The sequence below is a fragment of the Streptomyces sp. S.PNR 29 genome (assembly GCF_030386795.1).
Lineage (GTDB): Bacteria > Actinomycetota > Actinomycetes > Streptomycetales > Streptomycetaceae > Streptomyces.
In genome coordinates, this window is sequence record NZ_JANUQM010000021.1 from 109478 (window position 1) to 128015 (window position 18538).

General features: G+C 69.8%; 14 protein-coding genes. 3 read left to right on the forward strand and 11 right to left on the reverse strand.

The genetic code is table 11. From position 1 onward, the window contains the following. Positions 1 to 10: 10 nt before the first annotated feature. Positions 11 to 1354 carry a UDP-glucose/GDP-mannose dehydrogenase family protein gene (locus tag NW895_RS39055; protein ID WP_289941845.1) on the reverse strand — a complete coding sequence of 448 codons (1344 nt, stop codon included), beginning with the start codon at positions 1352 to 1354 and terminating at the stop codon, positions 11 to 13. Between the two features lie 185 nt (positions 1355 to 1539). On the opposite strand from NW895_RS39055, the gene NW895_RS39060 reads away from it, so the two are divergent. Further along, positions 1540 to 2697, forward strand: coding sequence for an acyl-CoA dehydrogenase (locus NW895_RS39060; protein ID WP_289941846.1), 1158 nt, complete (start codon positions 1540 to 1542; stop codon positions 2695 to 2697). 45 nt (positions 2698 to 2742) lie between these two features. On the opposite strand, the gene NW895_RS39065 is transcribed toward NW895_RS39060, so the two are convergent. Next, entirely contained in the window at positions 2743 to 3300 is a 558-nt protein-coding gene (locus tag NW895_RS39065; RefSeq protein ID WP_289941847.1) for an acyl-CoA thioesterase, read from the reverse strand. Between the two features lie 119 nt (positions 3301 to 3419). Here NW895_RS39065 and NW895_RS39070 point away from each other — a divergent pair, with 119 nt between their 5' ends. Then, positions 3420 to 4730 (forward strand): LCP family protein, encoded by a 1311-nt coding sequence (locus NW895_RS39070; RefSeq protein ID WP_289941849.1) that lies wholly within the window; start codon positions 3420 to 3422, stop codon positions 4728 to 4730. A gap of 60 nt (positions 4731 to 4790) precedes the next feature. Here the strand turns inward: NW895_RS39070 and NW895_RS39075 are convergent, their stop codons facing one another. The 3 genes from NW895_RS39075 to NW895_RS39085 form a co-directional block, all read right to left on the reverse strand. Continuing rightward, positions 4791 to 5150 carry a four-helix bundle copper-binding protein gene (locus NW895_RS39075; protein WP_289941851.1) on the reverse strand — a complete coding sequence of 120 codons (360 nt, stop codon included), beginning with the start codon at positions 5148 to 5150 and terminating at the stop codon, positions 4791 to 4793. A 115-nt stretch (positions 5151 to 5265) separates the two neighbouring features. Further along, the gene (locus NW895_RS39080) at positions 5266 to 6090 is read right to left on the reverse strand and encodes an SAM-dependent methyltransferase (protein ID WP_289941852.1); all 825 of its coding nucleotides are present in this window, start codon (positions 6088 to 6090) and stop codon (positions 5266 to 5268) included. Positions 6091 to 6269: 179 nt separating this feature from the next. Continuing rightward, positions 6270 to 7733, reverse strand: a complete 1464-nt coding sequence (locus NW895_RS39085) for an LCP family protein (RefSeq protein WP_289941853.1) — start codon at positions 7731 to 7733, stop codon at positions 6270 to 6272. Positions 7734 to 7859: 126 nt separating this feature from the next. On the opposite strand from NW895_RS39085, the gene NW895_RS39090 reads away from it, so the two are divergent. Beyond that, on the forward strand, positions 7860 to 8897 hold the full coding sequence (locus NW895_RS39090) for a glycosyltransferase family 2 protein (protein WP_289941854.1): 1038 nt from the start codon (positions 7860 to 7862) through the stop codon (positions 8895 to 8897). Between the two features lie 3 nt (positions 8898 to 8900). On the opposite strand, the gene NW895_RS39095 is transcribed toward NW895_RS39090, so the two are convergent. The 6 genes from NW895_RS39095 to NW895_RS39120 form a co-directional block, all read right to left on the reverse strand. After that, positions 8901 to 10388: an LCP family protein gene (locus NW895_RS39095; protein ID WP_289941893.1), complete on the reverse strand. Its 1488-nt coding sequence runs from the start codon at positions 10386 to 10388 to the stop codon at positions 8901 to 8903. Between the two features lie 223 nt (positions 10389 to 10611). Then, the gene (locus NW895_RS39100) at positions 10612 to 12330 is read right to left on the reverse strand and encodes an LCP family protein (RefSeq protein ID WP_289941855.1); all 1719 of its coding nucleotides are present in this window, start codon (positions 12328 to 12330) and stop codon (positions 10612 to 10614) included. Positions 12331 to 12495: 165 nt separating this feature from the next. Next, on the reverse strand, positions 12496 to 14145 hold the full coding sequence (locus NW895_RS39105; RefSeq protein ID WP_289941856.1) for an LCP family protein: 1650 nt from the start codon (positions 14143 to 14145) through the stop codon (positions 12496 to 12498). A 78-nt stretch (positions 14146 to 14223) separates the two neighbouring features. Further along, positions 14224 to 15972, reverse strand: coding sequence for an LCP family protein (locus NW895_RS39110; protein WP_289941857.1), 1749 nt, complete (start codon positions 15970 to 15972; stop codon positions 14224 to 14226). 227 nt (positions 15973 to 16199) lie between these two features. Then, a complete protein-coding gene (locus tag NW895_RS39115) occupies positions 16200 to 17414 on the reverse strand; it encodes an LCP family protein (RefSeq protein ID WP_289941894.1) in 1215 nt (404 codons plus the stop codon). Positions 17415 to 17762: 348 nt separating this feature from the next. Continuing rightward, positions 17763 to 18518 carry a TIGR03089 family protein gene (locus tag NW895_RS39120; protein ID WP_289941858.1) on the reverse strand — a complete coding sequence of 252 codons (756 nt, stop codon included), beginning with the start codon at positions 18516 to 18518 and terminating at the stop codon, positions 17763 to 17765. Positions 18519 to 18538 lie beyond the last annotated feature (20 nt).

Sequence of the window (18538 nt, forward strand, 5' to 3'; positions counted from 1 at the left end):
TCCCGGGAATTCAGACCCGAGGCCGCCCCATGGCCCGATAAATCCACCCGGCCCGCCGCCAGACCTCCGGGTCCAGCGCGTTGCGCCCGTCCAGGATGACCCGCTCCGCGGCGACCTCGGCCAGCGCCTCCGGATCCAGCTCCCGGAATTCCCGCCACTCCGTAAGATGCAGCACGACATCGGCGCCCCGCACGGCCTCCAGCGCGGACTCCGCGTACCCCAGCGTCGGGAAGATCCGCCGCGCGTTGTCCATGCCCTTGGGGTCGTACACCGTCACCTGCCCGCCCTGCAGATGGATCTGCCCGGCGACGTTGAGCGCGGGCGAGTCCCGTACGTCGTCCGAGTCGGGCTTGAAGGTGGCGCCGAGCACCGCGACCCGCTTGCCCAGGAACGGCCCGCCGCCCAGCGCCTGCCGCGCCAGCTCCACCATCTGGCCGCGCTGGCGCATGTTGATGGAGTCGATCTCGCGCAGGAACGTCAGCGCCTGGTCGGCCCCGAGCTCACCGGCCCGGGCCATGAACGCCCGGATGTCCTTGGGCAGACAGCCGCCCCCGAAGCCGATCCCGGCCCGCAGGAACTTCTTGCCGATCCGGTCGTCGTACCCGATGGCCTCCGCCAGCTTGGCGACGTCCCCGCCCGCGGCCTCGCACACCTCGGCCATCGCGTTGATGAAGGAGATCTTGGTGGCGAGGAACGAGTTCGCGGAGGTCTTCACCAGCTCGGCGGTCGGGAAGTCCGTCACCACGAACGGCGAACCCTCGGCGATGGGCGTGGCGTACACCTCCCGCAGCAGCTTCTCGGCCCGCTCGCTCCGCACGCCGATCACGATCCGGTCCGGGTGCAGCGTGTCCTCGACGGCGAACCCCTCGCGCAGGAACTCCGGGTTCCAGGCCAGTTCGGCGTCCTCGCCGGCCGGCGCGTGGTCGGCGAGGTAGGCGGCGAGGCGGTCGGCGGAGCCGACGGGCACGGTCGACTTGCCGACGACGAGGGCGGGGCCGTGCAGATGTTGCGCCAGAGAGGCGATCGCGGAGTCGACGTACGACATGTCGCAGGCGTACTCGCCGTGCCGCTGCGGGGTGTTGACGCAGACGAAGTGGACGTCGCCGAACGCGCCGACCTCGGCCCAGTCCTGGGTGAAGCGCAGCCGGCCCGTGGAGCCCTCGAACCCGGCGACATGCTTGCGCAACAGCTCGTCCAGGCCCGGCTCGTACATCGGAGCCTCACCGCGCTCCAGCTTCTCGATCTTCTCGCGCACGACGTCGAGGGCGAGCACCTCGAACCCGAGCTCGGCCATGGCCGCCGCGTGTGTCGCGCCGAGATAACCGGTGCCGATCACGGTGATCTTGAGGGCCATGGATGCTCCAGGGGTGTACGGCATTGATGCGCGCCCGAGCATAGCCGGGGCATGGGAAGGCGCTTCACCGGGCAACTTTTCCGCTGTCACCAAGCTCACGTATCACTCGCGTGGGCGACCCCATAAACTTTTGATTACTTAACGGTAGTTAGCGTCAGCATCGCAGCGTTGGAGCGTGAGAGACCTTGGCCGGATCGGCTGACTTCGACTTGTACCGCCCGTCCGAGGAGCACGACATGCTCCGTGACGCCATCCGCTCGCTGGCCGAGGCGAAGATCGCGCCGTACGCCGCCGTGGTGGACGAGGAGGCCCGCTTCCCGCAGGAGGCGCTTGAGGCGCTGGTCGCCAACGACCTGCACGCGGTGCACGTACCCGAGGAGTACGGCGGCGCGGGCGCCGACGCGCTGGCCACGGTGATCGTGATCGAGGAGGTGGCCCGCGTCTGCGCCAGCTCCTCCCTCATCCCCGCGGTGAACAAGCTGGGTTCGCTCCCGGTGATCCTCTCCGGTTCCGAGGACCTGAAGAAGAAGTACATGACCCCGCTCGCCAAGGGCGACGGGATGTTCTCGTACTGCCTCTCCGAGCCGGACGCGGGCTCGGACGCGGCCGGCATGAAGACGAAGGCGGTCCGCGACGGAGACCACTACGTCCTGAACGGCGTGAAGCGCTGGATCACCAACGCCGGCGTCTCCGACTACTACACGGTGATGGCGGTCACGGACCCGTCCAAGCGCTCGAAGGGCATCTCGGCCTTCGTCGTCGAGAAGTCGGACGAGGGTGTCTCCTTCGGCGCCCCGGAGAAGAAGCTCGGCATCAAGGGCTCCCCGACCCGCGAGGTCTACCTCGACAACGTTCGCATCCCCGCCGACCGCATGATCGGCGACGAGGGCACCGGCTTCGCCACGGCGATGAAGACCCTGGACCACACCCGCATCACCATCGCCGCCCAGGCCCTCGGGATCGCCCAGGGCGCCCTCGACTACGCCAAGGGCTACGTCCAGGAGCGCAAGCAGTTCGGCAAGCCGATCGCCGACTTCCAGGGCATCCAGTTCATGCTCGCCGACATGGCCATGAAGATCTCGGCCGCCCGCGCCCTCACGTACCAGGCGGCGGCGGCCTCGGAGCGCGGCGACGCCGACCTCACCTACCAGGGCGCCGCCGCCAAGTGCTTCGCCTCGGACGTGGCGATGGAGGTCACGACGGACGCGGTCCAGCTCCTCGGCGGCTACGGCTACACGCGCGACTACCCGGTGGAGCGCATGATGCGCGACGCGAAGATCACGCAGATATACGAGGGCACGAACCAGGTCCAGCGCATCGTCATGGCGCGCAACCTGCCGTGACCGGCGACGACCCGGGGTGCCGGTACCTTCCCGGCACCCGCGGGGTCAGTCCTCGAACCCCTCCGCGGCCCGCTTCTCCCGCAGCTCCAGGATCGCCCGCCGTCGGGCCAGGCGGTGGGTGCGCCGGATCTGGGCCTCCTGGTGGCGCCGCCTGTCCCGCTCGGTCTCCGGCAGTACCGGCGGCACCGGGCGCGGCTTGCCGTCCGCGTCGACGGCCGCGAAGACGAGGTAGGCGGAGCCGACCTGGGTGGGCGGGGTGGACTCGTTCCAGCGTTCGGCCAGGACCCGTACGCCGACCTCCATGGACGTCCGGCCGGTCCAGTTGACCTGGGCCTTCACATGGACCAGGTCGCCGACGCGGACCGGCTCAAGGAACGCCATCTCGTCCATGGACGCGGTGACGGCGGGACCGCCGGAGTGCCGGCCGGCCACGGCCCCCGCCGCGTCGTCCACCAGCTTCATGATCACCCCGCCGTGCACCGTACCCAGGAGGTTGGTGTCGTTGTGGGTCATGATGTGGCTGAGAGTGGTCCGGGAGGCCGAGGTGGGCTTGCCCGGGATATCCGGAGTGCCAGATTCCGCAGCTGGGGCCTGGTCTGTCATGGCGTCCACCTTATGCCGAGGTGACATGCGGGGGTTTTGTGTCAGCTTCGCCACAGCCCTGGCCTGATTTTCCGACGAACCTTGTAAGGCACCATGCCGCGCCGGGCACACTGGGGCGCATGAACAGGCCCCAGGGATGGTCCGACGACAACCGCGGCACCCCGTACGGACGCGGCAGCGCAAGCCCGCAGCCCGAGGGCGCGCGCGTCATGCGGCAGGTCCGCCGCGGTCCGGCGGCGCCGCCCGGCGCGGGCCCGTACGGCGGCGGGGTGCCGCCACAGCCGTCGTACGTGGACGGCCGTGGGTACGACGCCTACGGCGACACCGCCGCCGACGGATACGACAGCGGCTACAACACGGGCCAGGTCTACGGCGGGGGCCGCAGAGGCGGCGGCTTCGTGCCCAATGACAACGACCCGGATCCGCACCTCCAGCAGTACCGGGCCCGGCCCAACTGGCGCCGCCGTATCAAGGTGACGGCGATCACCGTGGTGACGGTGCTGGTCGCCACCACCATCGGCACCTACTTCTGGGCCGACTCCAAGCTCAACCGCGAGGTCGACCTGTCGAAGGTCATCGACCGTCCGTCGGCGGGCGAGGGCACGAACTACCTGATCGTCGGCTCCGACAGCCGGGCCGGGCTGTCCGACGAGCAGAAGAAGAACCTGCACACCGGGTCCGCGGAGGGCAAGCGCACGGACTCGATGATGATCCTGCACGTCGGTGACAACGGCGACACGCTGATCTCCCTGCCCCGCGACTCCAACGTGGAGATCCCGACGTACAAGGGCTCCGACTCGGGCAAGACCTACCCGGGCACCGGCCGTCAGGTGAAGCTGAACGCGGCCTATGCCGAGGACGGCCCCGAACTGCTGGTCCGCACGGTCGAGTTCAACACCGGTCTGCACATCGACCACTACGTGGAGATCGGCTTCGCCGGCTTCGCGAACATCGTGGACGCGGTCGGCGGTGTCGAGATCGACATCCCGCAGGACATCAAGGACACCAAGTCCGGCGCGGACTTCAAGAAGGGCAAGCAGACCCTGGACGGCGAGCAGGCACTCGCCTTCGTCCGCACCCGGTACGCGCTGGCGGGCTCCGACCTGGACCGTACGAAGAACCAGCAGAAGTTCCTCAATGCCCTGGCCAACCAGGTCGCGACCCCGAGCACCGTGCTCAACCCCTTCAAGCTGTACCCGACGATGGGCGCGGGCCTGGACTCGCTGATCGTCGACAAGGACATGGGCCTGTGGGACCTGGCGTCCATGTTCTGGGCGATGAAGAGCGTCAACGGCGGCGACGGCAAGTCGATGAACATGCCCATCTCGGGCAACGCCCCGAACGGCAACCTCCAGTGGGACTCCGCCAAGGTCAAGACCCTGGTGAGCCAGCTGAACAGCGACGAGAAGGTCACCGTCTCCGGCAACTGACCGGCGTACCAAGACCGAGGGCACCCCTGCCGGGGTGCCCTCGGCGCTGCCGGGCGGGAGTCACATCGTGGCGCCCGTCATCGTGCGGCAGCTCTCGGCGCAGCGGCGACAGGCCTCGGCACAGCGCATCATCTGCGGGTCGTCCGGCATGGACATACACGCCTCGGCGCACATGTCACAGGCCCTGGCGCACATCGCGCACATCTCGGCCGACATGGGGGAGCGGCGCATCATCATGTCCGCGCACATGCGCGTCGTCTCGGCGCAGTCCATCAGTGCGCGCATGATCTGCATCTGGTCCTGGCCGCCCCGCTGCAGGCAGGAGCTCATGGTCTCCTCGCACGCGGTGTGGCAGGCCATGCACGCCTGGACGCAGTCCTGCATTTCCTTGCTCAGCGGGGTCATGGCGGCGGGCTGCATGGTGACCTCCTTGGCCTTGGAGCGGTGGGACCGCGGCTCGGCCCCACCCTTCCGTGGTACGCCCGTCGGCCCGCGACCGCCACAGGGCGGAAGGGGAGAATCCGTGTGGGCGGGCCTACGGCTTCCGGCCCACACCGCCGAACTGGGTGACGTCGACGATCTCCTCCTCCGCGGCGTCGGGGCGCCAGCGTGAGCAGGAGACGACGCCGGGTTCGAGGAGTTCCACCCGGTCGAAGAGGCGGAGCAGCTCCGCGCGGCTGCGCAGGGTCATCGGGGCCGAGCCGTTGGCGTTCCAGTAGTCCACCGCCGTGGTCATGGCCTCCCCGTCGACCTCCGTCGTGGGGTGTGTGATGACCAGGTAGCTGCCGGAGGGCACGGCGTCCAGCAGCCGGTGCACGATGGCGACGGCCTCGTCGGTGTCCAGCACGAAGTTCAGGACGCCCAGCATGGTGATCGCGACGGGCCGGTCGAAGTCCAGGACGCGTGCGGCGCCCGCGAGGACCGCCTCCGGGTCGTGCACGTCCGCCTCGATGTAGTCGGTGACCCCCTCGGGCGTGCTGGTGAGCAGCGCGTGGGCGTGCGTGAGGACGAGGGGGTCGTTGTCGACGTACACGATCCGGGACGAGGGGTCGATGCGCTGGGCGAGCTCGTGGGTGTTGTCGGCGGTCGGGAGCCCGGTGCCGATGTCCAGGAACTGGCGTACGCCCGCCTCCTGACCCACCAGCCGTACCGCGCGGGCCAGGAACTGGCGGTCGGCGCGGGCCGAGCGGGGCAGCGCGGGCACGAAGGAGAGGATCTGGTCGCCGACCTCCTGGTCGACCGGGTAGTTGTCCTTGCCGCCCAGCCAGTAGTTCCAGATCCGGGCCGAGTGGGACACGTCGGTGCGCAGCCGGGCCACGCGGGCGACGCCTTCATCGGGGGAGGCGGTGAGGTCGGACATGGCGTCTGGTCTCCTTCGGACAGCACCGGTCGATATGTGCCACAACCTAGACACAAGTCCTGGCCCATGTCGGCCACTTGGCCAATTTCGCACGCCGCACTGCCGCCCGCACTGCCGCCCGCACCCCCGCCCGGACTGTCGCCGGACTGTGCGGTCTGTGGCCGGGTGGTCCGGACGCCTCAGCCGCACACCGCCTCGTCGCCCCGCATGACCCCGCTCTCGCTCTGCGCCGGCTCCGCCGCCCGCACCTTCCGCACCTGCCGGAAGTCGGACCCCACGATGACCTTCAGCGTGGGCCCCAGACCCTTCACCGTCCGCAGCTCACTGCCGGGCAGGGCCGCCGCGAGGGACTTGGCCGAGCGGTCCCAGCGGGGGTCGTGGGCGACGACGGTGCGCCGTACGCCGTGCTCCTTGGCGTTCACCGCCATCCCGGTCGTGCGGAATCCGGTGGCCGCCAGCTGCCGGTCCACCCGCTTGCCCAGCCCTGCCGTGTCCGTCCCGTTCTCCACCTGGACGCGGATCTGCTGCGGGTCCACCCCGACCGGCAGGCCCTTGGGCCGCGGCTGGTGCGGAGCGAGCGGCCGGTCCTCGCGCACGGCCCGGAAAAGGCGGCCGGCTTTCTTCCTGTCCCACTTCAGCGTCGATCCGACGCCCTTCACGGCGTATCCCATCTGCCCGATGGGCACGGTCGTGAACTCCGAGGAGGAGGGCGAGAAGTTCCGCATCGCCCGCCCCAGGGCCAGCAGTTCGTCCGTGCCGAACCCCTTGTCGGCCCGCACCGAGCCCAGCGCCGCCCGCGTCACGTCCCGGAACCTCATCGGGTTCAGCAGGACCCCGGAGGAGGTCGCCCGGTCGATGAGCGACGCCATGAAGCGCTGCTGCCGCTTCATCCGGCCGAGGTCGGAGGCGCCGTCGAGGTGCCGGGCCCGGACGTACTGCAGTGCCTGCCCGCCCATCAGCCGGTGCGTGCCGGCCGGCAGGTCGAGCCCGGTGTAGGTGTCCTTCAGCGGCCGGGCGGTGCAGATCCGCACGCCGCCGAGCACGTCCACCGTCTTCATGAAGCTGGTGAAGTCGATCTCCAGATAGTGGTCGATCTTCACCCGGGTCATGTGCTCGACGGTCCGCACGGTCAGCTGGGGCCCGCCCTCCGCGTACGCCGCGTTGAGCTTGATCGGGTGCCCGCCGTGCCGCCTGCCCGTGGTGCGGTCGGTGTGCGCGGGCGTCACGGCGTACGAGTCGCGCGGCAGGCTGACCACGCTGGCCCGCTCCCGGTCCGCCGAGATGTGCACGATCATGATCGTGTCGGTGCAGTGGCAGGGCGCGCCGCCCAGCCGGTACTTCCGCCGCAGCTGTTCGCTGACCTTGTCGCGTCCGTCGGTGCCGACCAGCAGCACGTTCATGCCGTGCCCCGCCTGTGGCCGGTTCTTCATGTCCTTGAAGGGGTCGACCCGCGTGATGTCCGCGTCCAGGCTGCTCATCACCGCGTGCCCGATCCCCGCCGAGGCGAGCACCACCACGGACAGCGTGGTCACCGCCCGCATGGCCAGGCGCGGCCTCTTCCGCCGTACGGGCGGCCGCGGTGCCCGGCGGGGCGGCTGCGGGCGGCGCTGTGGCGAGCCGGGGGAGCGGGGCGGCGTGGGCAAGGAGGACACCTCCGCGAGAGCCGTACGTGGGATCGTGAGCACCGTAGGCCCATACGATCTGCGGACCGGGGCAGCGGCCCCTGCGGCGCGCACCGGTGTCCCCCGTTCGCGGTAACGTGAGGACCGATGAACGCCAACTCCGACGTGCAGCTCCCCGCCGTTTCCGTGATCATGCCTGTCCTCAACGAGGAACGGCATCTGCGGGGAGCCGTCCAAGCGATCCTCGCGCAGGAGTACGCCGGCGAGATGGAGGTCGTGATCGCCCTCGGTCCGTCCACGGACCGCACGGACGAGATCGCCGCCGAACTCGTACGCGAAGACCCGCGCGTGCACACCGTGCCGAACCCCACCGGCCGTACGCCCGCCGCCCTCAACGCCGCGATCAAGGCCTCCCGCCATCCGATCGTCGTCCGCGTCGACGGGCACGGCATGCTGTCGCCGAACTACATAGCGACGGCCGTACGGCTGCTGGAGGAGACCGGCGCGCAGAACGTCGGCGGCATCATGCACGCCGAGGGCGAGAACGACTGGGAGCACGCGGTCGCCGCCGCCATGACCTCGAAGATCGGCGTCGGCAACGCGGCCTTCCACACCGGCGGCCAGGCGGGTCCCGCGGAGACGGTGTACCTCGGTGTCTTCCGGCGCGAGGCGCTGGAGCAGCAGGGCGGCTACAACGAGGAGTTCATCCGCGCCCAGGACTGGGAGCTCAACTTCCGTATCCGTGAGGCCGGCGGACTGATCTGGTTCTCGCCGGAGCTGAGGGTGTCGTACCGGCCGCGGCCCTCGGTGAAGGCGCTGGCCAAGCAGTACAAGGACTACGGCCGCTGGCGGCATGTCGTCGCCCGCTACCACGAGGGCTCGATCAATCTGCGCTACCTCGCCCCGCCGACGGCGGTGTGCGCCATCGCGGCCGGGACCGTGGTCGGCGCGGCCCTCACCCCGTGGGGCTTCGTCGTACCCGGCGGTTATCTCGCGGCGATCGTCCTCGGGTCCGTCCCTGCGGGCAGGGGGCTGCCGCTGAGGGCGCGGCTGCGGATCCCCGTGGCACTGGCGACCATGCACCTTTGCTGGGGCTGGGGTTTTCTGACCAGCCCGCGTTCGCTGGCCCGCAAGGTCATCGCGAGCCGGCGGCCCGCGGTCCGCGCGGACGCCGCCGCGGGGTGAGCGTCAGGACCAGGTGAACGCCGGGTTCACGTGCATGCAGGCCTTGTCGTCGGCGCCGTTGAGCGCCTCGGCCGACTCGGGGGTCCTGTTGTCCTCCTTGGGCGCCTTGTAGGCCTTGCCGGTACGCCAGTCGGCGCCCACGACGAGGGTGACCCCGGAGACGTTCGTGGACCGCTCCACCGAACTCAGCGGGATCCCCAGGGCCTTGGCGACCGCCTGGGCGTCGCCTTCCAGTTCGGCGCTCGGGTAGCGGACGACCGTCCTGTCCTCGCTCAGGGACGTGCTGCGGTCGGCGACCGCCTGGGTGAAGCCCTTGTCCAGCAGGATCCCGGCCACGTCGCCCGCGCGCCCGCGGGCCGCGCCGAGGGCGTCGGTGCGGGTGCCGTTGACGACCTGGACCGCGATCTCGTCGTCGCCGGCCGCCGGGTCGTCCGAGGCCTTCTCCTCGGTCTTCTTCGCGTCCTTGCCGTCCAGCGCGATGTCCTCCCGCACCAGCCGGAACAGCTTTTCGGCGTCCTCGGTGGGTTCCACACGCGCTCCCACGTACCGGTTCGGCATCGTGGTCATGGTGATGCGCTCCGGCTGCACCTCGCGCAGCTCGGTGCTGAGGTCGTAGAGCTTCTTCACGGTGTCGAGACCGGGGTCGACCGTGAGGGCCTCGGTGGCCTTCTCGACGAGTTTGCGCAGCTTGTTCGGGCTGCTCAGGGTGGCGTTCTCGCGCAGCTGACGGACCATGGAGTTCATGTACATGTGCTGCGCCTTGGCGCGGGCGAGGTCGCTGCCGTCCTCGAAGCCGTAGCGGGTGCGCAGCCACTGCAGGGCCTGCTCGCCCTTCACGGGGTGCGTGCCCTTCTTCAGCTTCAGCCCGGAGCCGTGGCCCTGGCTGTCGCGGGAGTGGATGTTGGCGTCCACGCACACCGGGACCCCGCCGATGGCGTCCGCCATGGACACCACGCCCGCGAAGTCGACCATCATGAAGTGGTCGATGTGGATGCCGGTGAGCTTTTCCCAGGTGGCCACCGTGCAGCCGGGACCGCCGTGGCCGAGGCTCTGGTTCGTCATCGTCCGCCCGTCGCTCGCCGGGTAGACCTTCCCGTCGTCCGGGTCGGTGCACTTCGGGATCCTGACGAGGGTGTCGCGCGGCATGCTGATGACCGACATGTTGGTCCGGTCGGCGGACAGGTGCAGCAGCATCTGGACGTCCGCCAGCGGTGTGGAGCCGAAGGTCTCGCGGGCGCCGCCGAGTTTCTGGTTCTCCTTGGTGTTCCGCGCGTCCGAGCCGATGAGCAGGATGTTCAGCGGGGTCTGGCCCGCGGCGTTGGGCGTCGGTTCGGCGACCTTGCTGTCGCCCAGGTTCAGCTCTTCCTGCTTGATGTTGTCGTTCAGGTGGCGGTAGTAGAGGTATCCGGCGCCGGCCGTGCCGAGTATGAGGACGGCGAGGGTGGCCGCGGACCATCGGAGCGCACGGCGTCCCCGCCGCGGCCCGCGTATGCCGTGCCGGGCGTCGCTCTCGGCCTCCCCGTCGGGGTCGCCCGGGCCGTCGTCCTGGTCGAGGTCATGACTGTGCCGTACGCGCTGAAGCGTCCCGTCCGCCCGCACACCGTTCTGCGTCACTTCCCCGCCCTCCCCGCCCTCTCGCCCTGGAACAGGCCTGTCGCTCGCCCTGTTAGACGCACGACAGGCCTGTCAGTTGCACTACGGGTTCATTACGGGTTCAGCCGGCGCACTGGACCTTGTCCGCGGTGGACTTGTCGATGTCCGGCGTCTTCGCCGAGGAGCCGTCGAGTTTCACCCCGGCGCCCTTGAAGTCCTCGCCCAGAGTGAGCGTCATCGTGGGCAGTCCCTGCGAGTTGGTCACGCTCTCGCCGGGCTTCATCGCGGAGCCGGACAGACCCAGGATGTCGGCGAGCCGGCGTGCCTGGTCGGCCTGGTCGGGGGCGTACTCCAGCGTCGTCCTGTTCAGCGTCCTGGGCGCGTTGCCGGCGTTCTCGGACTTGGTCACGCCCTCGTCGTTCTGCAGCCAGTACAGGGTCTCCTGTGCGCTGCCGGGCGGGGCGCCGCCGTTGAGGATGCGCACGCGCACCTCGGAGGCCGGGGCCTTGGTGCCTTTCAGACGGGCGGCGACGGCAGCCGCTTCCTTCTTCTTCTGCTGCTTGACCTCGGTGAACGAGATGTCGTTCTTGATCATGTCGAAGACCTGGGGAGCCGCCGACTCGTCGAGGACGACCGTCGCCTTGACCGTCTCGGCGGGGTTGTCGACGACCGGGACCGTGGTGAACGTGATGTTCTTCGTCGGCACCTTCTTCAGCTCCAGGGCGATGTCCTTGAGCGTGCCGACCTTGCCGATGGCCTTGTCCACGGTCAGCGCCTCGGTGGCGGCCTCGGCCAGCTTCAGCAGCTTCGTCGGGCTGGTGAGGGTGTCGCTGGAGGACATCTTGCGCATCAGCGAGCCCAGGAACTGCTGCTGCACCTTGATGCGGTCCAGGTCACCGCTGTTGCCGAAGCTCTTGCGGGTGCGGAGGAAGGCGAGCGCCTGCTCGCCCTCGACCGTCGACTCGCCGGCGGGCAGCTTGAGCTTGGACTGCTTGTCGTCGACGGCCTTCTCCACGCACACCTCGACGCCCTCCACCGCCGTCGTCAGGGTCTTGACCGCGTTGAAGTCGGCCATCATGAAGTGGTCGGGCGCGATGCCGGTGGCTTCCTTCACCGTGCGCATGGTGCAGCCCGCGTCCCGGCCGTTCTCGCCGAGGCTCCGGTTGAAGCGCACGCCCTGCAGCCCCGGTACGACCTTCTGAGAGCCGTCCTCCAGCGTCGTCGGGCAGTCGGGGATGTCCACGATCAGGTCCCGGGGGATGCTGAGCGCGGTCGCGTTCGAGCGGTCCTCGGCGACGTGCAGCAGGATCGTGGTGTCGGCGTGCCCGGAGCTGCCCTTGTCGCCGTAGCCCTCGTTGCCCGCGCCGGTGCGTTTGTCGGTGCCGATGATCAGGATGTTGAAGGCCTCGTCCTTGCGGAAGCTGCTCTGGCCCGCGCTGCCGACGTCCGTCGTCTTGACGTTGCCCTCAAGGTGCTTGAGATAGAAGTAGCCGGCCGTGCCGGTGGCGACCAGGACGAACGCCATGGTGCCGCCGGTCCACAGCACGACCTTCTTCGCCCTCGACTTCTGCTTCGCCGGCCGGCGGCCGCGCCGCCCCGGCAGCGGCTCCTCGGCGGCGGGACGGCGCCGGCGCTGAGGCGGGACCTCGCGGCCGGGGGCTGCCGTACGGCCCCGCCCCGCGCCGCCCGCCCGGGGGGCGGGCGGTGTGCGGGGTCCGGGAACGGACGACTGCGGTGCGGAAGAGGACAGCCGCAGCTCGTATTCACCGGTGTTCGGATTGATCACCCACTGGTCTGCGGGGTCGACGTTGTCCGCCCGCCCACGGCCTTGCGCGTCCACGATTGTCCGAATCCTCCGTCGGGGCCACGCGGCGCCAGGGCGGGCCGCGGTGTGGGGCACTGGATCGTTCACAATATCCGCCCAGTTGAGCGTCGAGTGGCGCCAGTGACAAATTGGCCGTCCCTACAACCGGGCAATACGTCCCAATTCCATGAACGGAACGGACTACCAGCGGTAGGGCGCGTAGACGTTCATGCACTTGCCGGTGTCCGAGCCGTTGAGGGCGTCGGCGTTGCCCGGCAGATCCCCCGCCTTCGGCGCCGACTGCTTCGGATAGGCCGTGCCCGTACGCCAGTCGGCGCCCACGACGACCGTGACGCCGGAGACGTCGGTCGACCGCTTCACCGAACCCGCCGGGATGCCGAGGGCCTTGGCGACCGCCTGGGCGTCGCCCTCCAGCTCGGCGCTCGGGTAGCGCACCACGGTCCGGTCCACGGCGAGCGGCGCCGAGGTGTCCTTCGTCGCCTTCGTGAAGCCCTTCGCCACGAGCGCCTGCGCGATCACGCCCGCGCGGCCGCCGACCGGGGCGAGCGTGGAGGTCTGGGTGGCGTTCTGCACCAGGACGCCGATCTCGTCGTCCGCCGCGGCGGGGTCGGCGGAGGTCTTCTCCTCGCCGCTGGTCTTCTTCTTCGCGCCCGAGTCGTCGTCCTTGCCGTTGTCGTCGAAGGGCACGTCGTCGCGGAGCATCTCCCACACCTTCTCGGCACGGGCGCCGTCCGCGACCAGGTGGTTGCGGTCCTGCGGGTCCTCGACGGTGGGCAGCGTCGTCATGGTGATGCGGTCCGTCGGCACCGTCTTGAGCTGCATGCCCAGGTGGTACAGCTTCTTGACCGTGCCGATCTCCTCCGACACCTTCAGCGACTTCGTGGCCGCCTCGGCCAGGTCCGTCAGCCGGCCGCTGTCGGTGAAGACGTTCTGCTGCCTGAGCGTGCGGATCATCGAGTTCATGTACATGTGCTGGGCCCTGGCCCGCAGCAGGTCACTGCCCCAGGCGTGGCGGGTGCGCAGCCACTGCAGCGCCTGCTCGCCCTCGACCTTCCGCGTGCCGGCCTTCATCTTCAGGCCGGAGCCGCCGGGCACACCGGGCAGCGGGCGGTCCCACACGTTCTGGTTCACGCAGACCTCGACACCGCCGATGGCGTCCGCCATCCGCACCACGCCCGCGAAGTCGATCGTCATCCAGTGGTCGATGTAGATCCCGGTGAGGTTCTCCCAGGTGGCGAGGGTGCAGCCGGCGCCGCCACGGGCCAGCGAGGCGTTGATGATGTCGTTGGTCGCCGGGTACCTCCTGTCCGTCGCCGGATCGGTGCACTCGGGGATGTCGACCCGGGTGTCGCGCGGGATGCTCACCACCGCGGCGCTCTTGCGGTCCGCTGCCAGGTGGATGAGCATCTGCACGTCGCCCCGCGGAGGGGTTCCGCGCGAGTCCCTGCTGCCGCCCAGCTTCACGTTCTCGTCGGAGTTACGGCTGTCCGACCCGATGAGCAGGATGTTCAGGGGCGTCTGCCCCGCGGCGTTCGGCTCCGCCTTCTTCGCCTTGGAGTCGCCGCTGCTGCGCTGGCCCTTCTGGATGTTGCCGTTCAGGTGCTGGTAGTAGAGGTATCCGGCGCCGGCCGTGCCGAGTATCAGCACGGCGACGGTCGTCGCGGACCACCGGAGCACCCGGTGCTTGCGTCTCGGACGCCGCCCGCGTCTGCCGCCCCCTCTGCCCCCGCCGTCCCCCTCCTGAGCGCCCCCCTCGCCCTGGTGGCCCGCACCATGACGGTGCCGGACGCGCTGAAGCGTCCCGTCCCCCTGCACACTGCTCTGCGTCATGTCCCCTGCTTCTCCCCACCCTCACGCCATCGACGGGCCCGTCCTACGCCCAGGAAGACGTACGACGGGCCCGTCAGGTCACTTGGCGCACTCGACCTTGTCGGCCGTCGACTTCTGAACCCCCTCCGGTGCCTTACCGGAAGAGCCGTTGAGTTTCACTCCGGCGCCCTTGAAGTCCTCGCCCAGGGTCAGCGTCATCGTGGGCAGACCCTGCGAGTTGGTCACGCTCTCGCCGGGCTTCATCGCGGAGCCGGACAGACCCAGGATGTCGGCGAGCCGGCGTGCCTGGTCGGCCTGGTCGGGGGCGTACTCCAGCGTCGTCCTGCTCAGCGTCCTGGGCGCGTTGCCGCCGTTCTCGGACTTGGTCACGCCCTCGTCGTTCTGCAGCCACGTGAGAGTTTCCTGTGCGCTGCCGGCCGGAGCACCGCCGTTGAGGATCCGCACCCGTACCTCGGAGGCCGCGGCCTTGGTGCCCTTCAGACGGGCGGCGACGGCGGCAGCCTCCTGTTTCTTCTTCTGCTTGACCTCGGTGAACGAGATGTCGTTCTTGATCATGTCGAAGACCTCGGGAGCCGTCGACTCGTTGAGGACGACCGTCGCCTTGACCTTCTCCGCCGGGTTGTCGATCACCGGAACCGTCGTGAACGTCAGGTTCTTGGTGTCGAGCTTGCCCAGCTCCATCCCGAGGTCCTTCAGCTTGCCGATGCTGTCCAGCTGGGAGTCGACGGTCAGCGCCTTGGTGCCCGCCTCGGCCAGCTTCAGCATCTTCGACGGGCTGGAGAGCGTGTCGTTCGACTTCAGCTTGCGCATCAGCGCGCTCAGGAACTGCTGCTGCAGCGAGATCCGGCTCAGGTCGCCGCCGAAACCGACGGCGTGCCGGGTGCGGACGAACGCCAGCGCCGTCTCGCCCGAGATGTGCTGCGTGCCCTTCTTCAGGTCCAGGTGCGAGTCCGGGTCCTTGATGTCCTTGGCGAGACAGACGTCGACCCCGCCGACCGCCGAGGTCAGCGTCTTGACCGCGTTGAAGTCGGCCACCATGAAGTTGTCGGGCTTGACCCCGGTCAGCTCCGTCACGGTCCGCATGGTGCAGCTGGGCGTACGGCCGTCCTGGCCGAGGCTCGTGTTGAAGCGGACGTCCTGCGTTCCCGGGATGACCTTCTGGCTGCCGTCCTCCTGCGTCGTCGGGCAGTCGGGGACGTCCACGATCAGGTCGCGCGGGATGCTGAGCGCGGTCGCGTTCGTACGGTCCTTCGAGACGTGCAGCAGGATCGTGGTGTCGGCGTGCCCGACGCTGCCGGAGTCGCCGTACCCCTCGTTGCCCTTGCCGGTGCGCTTGTCCGTGCCGATCAACAGTATGTTGATCGCCTTGTCCTTCTGGAAGCCACCGGTGCTCGCGCCGTCGTCGGCGACGGAGGTGATGTTGTCGTTGAGGTGCTCGATGTAGAGGTATGCGGCGCCCGCTCCGGCGACCAGGACGAACGCCATCACCCCGCCGGTCCACAGCAGGACCTTCTTGGTCTTCGCCTTCTTCGCCGGCCGGCGACCGCGCCGCCCGGGCAGCGGCTCGGGAGGCGCGCCGCGCCGCCTGCGCGGCGGCGGGACCTCACGGCCGGGCATGTCACGGCCGGGCGTGTCCCGGCCCGGGGCCGCGGTCCGGTTGTGCACCGGGCCGCGTCCCTCGGGGGCGGGCGGTCTGCGCGGACTGGGGACGGCCGACTGCGGTGCGGAAGGGCTCAGTCGCAGTTCGTATTCGCCGGTGTTCGGATTGAGTACCCACTGGTCTGCGGGGTCGATGTTGTCCGCCCGCCCACGGCCTTGCGCGTCCACGGTTGTCCGATCCTCCGTCGGGGCCACGCGGCGCCTTCCCCCTCCAAGGCGCTCGGGTCTCGGTCACAGTGCGCGACCCAGGACAGACCTCACGGTCGGGCACACCGGATCGCTCACACTAACCGCCCACTTCATCGTCCAGCAGCGTCGGTGACAAATTCCACGTCCATACAACTGGGCAATTCGCCCATTTCCATGGGCAAAAGTACGCTGCCTTGGCGGGTCCTTTACCTACAGGTGTCCTCGGCGGCCGTGTTCCCGCGGAACGTGGGCGCGGGGGAATCGGTGACGCCGGGCTCATCGGCCCGCAATTCACCGGACTTTCCGTTGTCAGAACCGTACGCGCCGTAATCGGACGGCTCGCCGTACGGCTCTTCGTGCGCGCCTTCGGAGCTGCCGGCCGCCGTATTGGGGCTTTCCGTCCCGGAATCCCGCGGAACTTCTCTCGCGACCACCACCGGCGCGTCCCGGCGCAGCCGCTCGAACAGCTTCTCCGCCTCCGGTTCCACGAGTTGGTCGCGATTGGCGTTGTAGACGTACGACTCCCGCGGAACGGTCAGGAACTGCACACGTTCCGTGGGAATCTCGCGCAGCCCGCGCACGAGGTCGTACAAGCCGCGCAGACTCGCCAGATCCGGGTCGGTCATGAGGGAAGACGTGGCCGCGTCCAGCACGGGATACAGCTTTACCGGATTCAGCAGCACGTCATTGCTCTGCACCTTGTTGACCAGAGCCCCCAGGAACCGCTGCTGCCGTTCCATCCGGTCGGTGTCGCTGCCGTCTCCCAGGGACTTGCGGGCGCGGACGTAGCCGAGGGCCTGCTCGCCGTCGAGCGTCACCCGGCCCGCGGGGAGCCGCAGCTTCGCTGCCTTGTCGTCGATCGGCTTCTTCAGGCAGACCTCGACGCCGTCGACCGCGTCGACCATCTCCTTGAATCCGTGGAAGTCGACGACGATGTGATGGTCGACGCGGATGTTCGTGAGCTTCTCGACCGTCCGGATGGTGCACGCCGAACCGCCCACCTGAAAGGCGTGGTTGAACATCGCGAACGTCGGCTCGGAGCGGGAGCCGTCCCGGCGGCGGCAGCCGGGCACGTCCACCATCAGGTCGCGGGGGATGGACACGGCGGTGGCGCTGCGCCGGCCCGCGGACAGGTGCAGCAGGATGGTGGTGTCCGACCGCTCGGTCCCCTCGTCCCGCCCGTAACGGGCGTTGCCGTCCCCCGACCGCGTGTCCGACCCGATCAGCAGGATGTTCTGCGCACCGCGGGCCAGCGTGGTGGGCCGTTCCTTCTCGTAACGGGCGAGTTCCGCCGCGGCCGCCTCGTCCGCCGTGATGTTCCCGTTCAGCTTCGTGTACAGCGCCCACCCGGCCCCCGCGGCGCCGACGGCCACGAACGCCACCACGAACCCCGAACGCCGCAGCCAGCGCCGCCGACGCATCAGCGTCCCTCCGGAGCCCGGTTCTGCGCTGTCGCTCACGTGTGCCCACCCCCTCGCGCCGTACGGGTGCCTCGTGCGTGCTGCCCTTACGACGATGCCGTGAGTGAGGGGTGGGGGGTGGGTGGAGGGGGGCCGAATGGGGGACGGGCGGAGGGGGAGGGGTGGATGGGGGCGGTCGTCCCGCGAAGCCGCGGGGGCGTGCGTGTCGCTGGGGCGGCACGGGTGGGCGGCTGGGGGTCCTCTGCTCGAAGAGCTTGGGGGAAGCACCCCGTCGTGCCGGGCTGCGCAACCCCGGCCGGGTGCCCGGCAAACGCACCCCACCCGCAGCTCAACCCACAGCCCCGCCCCTTACCTCGCCGTCGCCGTAACCCGCTCCGACTCGATCCGCTTGTCCAGCGCCGCCCCGTCCAGCCGCTCCAGATGCCGGCACAGCACCACCGACCCCCCGGTGGCCAACGGCCCGTACAACCCGGCGTTGACCCCCTCCCACGTGTCGTACGGCAACCCGGACAGAATCCGGGACCCCGGCCCCGTGAGCCCCAGCCCCGACGCCTCCGCCCGAGCCCGCTCGACCACCTCGGCCCCGGTGAACTCCCGCCCCGCCACGATCAGCGCGGGCTCCTCGGGATCGACCGGTACGTACGGCACGAACCGGTCCCCCTGCCCCGGCACCTCCACGGCATAGTCGGCGAAGCCCTCCGGCGGCTGCGGAAACCGCCCCCCGAGCGGCCGCAGCGCCAACGCCACCCGCGCCCCGGAACACGCCCGCGCCGCCTCCAGCGTGTCCGGACCGCTCACCACGAGGTCCGCCGCCCCCGGATCCCCCGCCATGTCCGCGACCACACCCACCGACGCGCACGCCAGCAGCCACACCGCCGTCTGCCAGTGCGCGGGCAACAGCAGCGCCACCCGGTCCCCGGGCTCGGCGGACAACTCGTCCTGCAGCAGGTTCGCGGTCTTGGCCACCCAATTGGCGAAGGTGGCCACGGACAGTTCGACCCGTTCACCGGTGGCGTCGTCGTAGAAGGTCACCAGGGGACGTCCGGGGTCCGCGGCGAGCGCGGAACTCAGCAGGTCGGCAGGGGTACGGTCGCTGGCGTTCACCCACGCAAGCGTACGCGGAC

Excerpts from the sequence above, each read along its gene's own strand:
- NW895_RS39080 (WP_289941852.1), bottom strand. The coding sequence starts at position 6,090 with ATGTCCGACCTCACCGCCTCCCCCGATGAAGGCGTCGCCCGCGTGGCC.
- NW895_RS39070 (WP_289941849.1), top strand. The coding sequence starts at position 3,420 with ATGAACAGGCCCCAGGGATGGTCCGACGACAACCGCGGCACCCCGTAC.
- NW895_RS39115 (WP_289941894.1), bottom strand. The coding sequence starts at position 17,414 with ATGCGTCGGCGGCGCTGGCTGCGGCGTTCGGGGTTCGTGGTGGCGTTC.
- NW895_RS39065 (WP_289941847.1), bottom strand. The coding sequence starts at position 3,300 with ATGACAGACCAGGCCCCAGCTGCGGAATCTGGCACTCCGGATATCCCG.
- NW895_RS39075 (WP_289941851.1), bottom strand. The coding sequence starts at position 5,150 with ATGCAGCCCGCCGCCATGACCCCGCTGAGCAAGGAAATGCAGGACTGC.
- NW895_RS39090 (WP_289941854.1), top strand. The coding sequence starts at position 7,860 with ATGAACGCCAACTCCGACGTGCAGCTCCCCGCCGTTTCCGTGATCATG.
- NW895_RS39105 (WP_289941856.1), bottom strand. The coding sequence starts at position 14,145 with ATGACGCAGAGCAGTGTGCAGGGGGACGGGACGCTTCAGCGCGTCCGG.
- NW895_RS39055 (WP_289941845.1), bottom strand. The coding sequence starts at position 1,354 with ATGGCCCTCAAGATCACCGTGATCGGCACCGGTTATCTCGGCGCGACA.